Source organism: Aquimarina spongiae (assembly GCF_900141785.1).
Classification (GTDB): Bacteria; Bacteroidota; Bacteroidia; order Flavobacteriales; family Flavobacteriaceae; genus Aquimarina; species Aquimarina spongiae.
Genome location: NZ_FQYP01000023.1, coordinates 1 through 2,731 on the forward strand (window position 1 = coordinate 1; position 2,731 = coordinate 2,731).

Annotated in this window: 2 protein-coding genes; both read left to right on the top strand. The window is 33.6% G+C overall.

Annotated elements, in window-relative coordinates; genetic code table 11:
• The first annotated feature begins 303 nt into the window (after positions 1-303).
• Positions 304-738 (top strand): DUF2158 domain-containing protein, encoded by a 435-nt coding sequence (locus BUE24_RS23500; protein WP_073322209.1) that lies wholly within the window; start codon positions 304-306, stop codon positions 736-738.
• 330 nt (positions 739-1,068) lie between these two features.
• Entirely contained in the window at positions 1,069-2,448 is a 1,380-nt protein-coding gene (locus BUE24_RS23505; protein WP_073322212.1) for a glycoside hydrolase family 99 protein, read from the top strand.
• The last annotated feature ends 283 nt before the right edge of the window (positions 2,449-2,731 follow it).

The window sequence follows — 2,731 nt, forward strand, 5'->3', positions numbered from 1 at the left end:
CTTAAAGATTCATTCCTGATCCCTATCAACCTGTTAGCAATATGGATAAGCTACCTTAAAATCAGTACAACTAGTAAAAAAATAACAGAAAACTTAAAATTTAAACTAACCACTATATGGTAAAAAACTACTATCAAAACCTTATATAAAGCATTAAAACAGTACTACATACATGTAAAAGATACCTTATGAAAAAAACAACTACTTACACTATTAAAAAAAATATTTACCGAGACTACGGTTTCCCATAACATCAGTATTCGATAATTTTTGATCTTAGGGAAGAAGGGAAAAACAAGAATTATGGACAATTTATTTAATGTATATCAAGAGATTAAATTAAAAGGAGAAATTGGAATTTTAAGACGGAACAATATCCAAAACAATTCAAAAAAAACATATCATATCCGCGGAAAACTAAAATACGGGAAATTAGTCGAGGATGAATTTTTTAACAAATCAGACGAGCTTTTGTATCGTGTAGAATACTTTATCTCTTACGACAGTAACTATCGATATATCAGAATTAAAGATGAAAAAAATTCTGCCTGCTACGAAACTGAAGATTTACCGTATTTAAACATATCCGAAGGCAATATAGTAACCCTTAAAACTGGTGGTCCTAAAATGGAAATCATTGGGTTTAACAAAGACTATGTAAAATGCCAATGGAATGATCAATCTGGAGTTAAGTCGGTGTATTATCCTTATTACTCTCTTGAAAATGTATCAAAATAATTTTCTATATCGTTCTTAGCATCTTTACGAATGACACTATAAGTTATCGACTCCCCCCATTACTATAAAGATATAACTGCCACTATTTACAAATGGCAAGATGAATGGCGTACATTGTCATTTACCCCAGAAAAATTATGACTTGAATTAAAATTATACACCCCAATATTCTGTATAGTTTTAAAACAACTAACGTATCGCATACCTCATGATTTGTTTCATATCGTCAAAAGCATATATTTCAGTATAACACGAAATACATCAGCTTCACCACAATCACATTTTGAATTCTGGCTTAAAATTTTTGACGTTTAACCAATTTTATGAGATATGAAACAACACTACTCCAATGTATGGATCTACCCTGGTATTATCCTACTAACCATTCTTGCTTCTTGTGAGAAAGACGACATTACCACATATAATCAACCTCAAATACAAGAGGTGACCATAGCCAAACCTGTTCAAGACACCACCTATACGGACGAAGAACTATTAAAAGTTCTGGATGAGGAATTAGAATTTTTAGAAAATGACGAAAAAGCCGGGATTGTAGATATCTCGCATATGGATATTGTAAAAGAAAATCCAAAAAAAATCTATGTGCATTACCTACCCTGGTTTCAAAGTAAAGATTATGATGGATACTGGGGGCAACACTGGACGATGACTAACCAAAACCCTGATCAGCTAGATGAGAATGGCAATGCGCAAATTGCTTCCTATTACAATCCAATGATTGGTCCATACTCTTCAAACGATCCAGATCTGCATGAATATCATTTCCTTACCATGAAATTATCAGGAGTTGATGGAGTTATCTTTGATTGGTATGGCAGCAAAGATCTTCACGATTATGGATTAATTAAACAATCCACAGAAACTTTTATAGAAACCCTGGAAGATCTGGGACTTAAGTTCTCTATAATGTACGAAGATCGAGTAGCCATGCAAGCTGCACAAGCCGGTCTATCCACTAGTACGGTTGCCGCTGCACAAGAAGATTTTTCATACATCAATGACACCTATTTTTCTAGTCCAGAATATATGGAATACAACGGAAAAAAATTGTTGTTCGTTTTTGGACCGCATCATATCAATACCGAAAATGAATGGAATGAAGTATTCGAAGTACTCCCCGAAGAAAATCATCCCGACTATTTAACCTTATGGGCCGCTAGCAACCGTGTTGGTGCCAACTCTGCCGGCGAATTTTTATGGGTAGATAAAGATCATCTATTGGCGCATGAGTATTATTACGATACCTACCCCACGATGAATAAGATTACCGTAGGATCTTCATACCCCGGATTCAAAAGTTTCTATAAAGATGGTGGATGGTCTGATGGAATTAATGAATGGAGCATTGACACTGATCAAGGCAATACTTTTGTAGAAACGCTTAATTATACCCATCATGAGCAATCTGATTTTATTCAAATTATCACCTGGAATGATTTTGGTGAGGGAACCATGATAGAACCTACCGAAGAATTTGGGTTTATGTATCTACAAATCTTGCAACAATATACAGGTGTTCCCTTTACACCAAATGATCTGCAGGTAGCGGCAGACTTATATAAGATCCGAAAAAAGTTCAAAAATAACAACCTGGCACAACGCTTATTAGATCGAACATACGAGTATGTAAAAGAATTGAAACTACAACGTGCTGATCAAGTGATAAAAGCAATTAACCGTTTTTTCTAATATAGAAATCAAAAACTTAGAAATTATGAAGCATATATACCAGACCAATACCCCAAACTATTTTTTAGCCAAGCATTTGCATTTGACGTTTTTTGAAATTTTTAAGATTTTTTTATGTTAAAAAAGGGCAGAATCTGGTCTATTTTTAACCAAAAATTGTTGAGGAAATCCACATTATTGTTAACAAATGTAGTACAAAGACTACTTTTTTTGAATAAAAAATGTTAAAATTTCAAGGAAAAACATCCTATTTTCGATGAAATACACATTTTTTGGTACTTCC

Bases quoted from the DNA above. Each gene is read 5' to 3' on its own strand.
- BUE24_RS23500 (WP_073322209.1), top strand. From the start codon at position 304: ATGGACAATTTATTTAATGTATATCAAGAGATTAAATTAAAAGGAGAA.
- BUE24_RS23505 (WP_073322212.1), top strand. From the start codon at position 1,069: ATGAAACAACACTACTCCAATGTATGGATCTACCCTGGTATTATCCTA.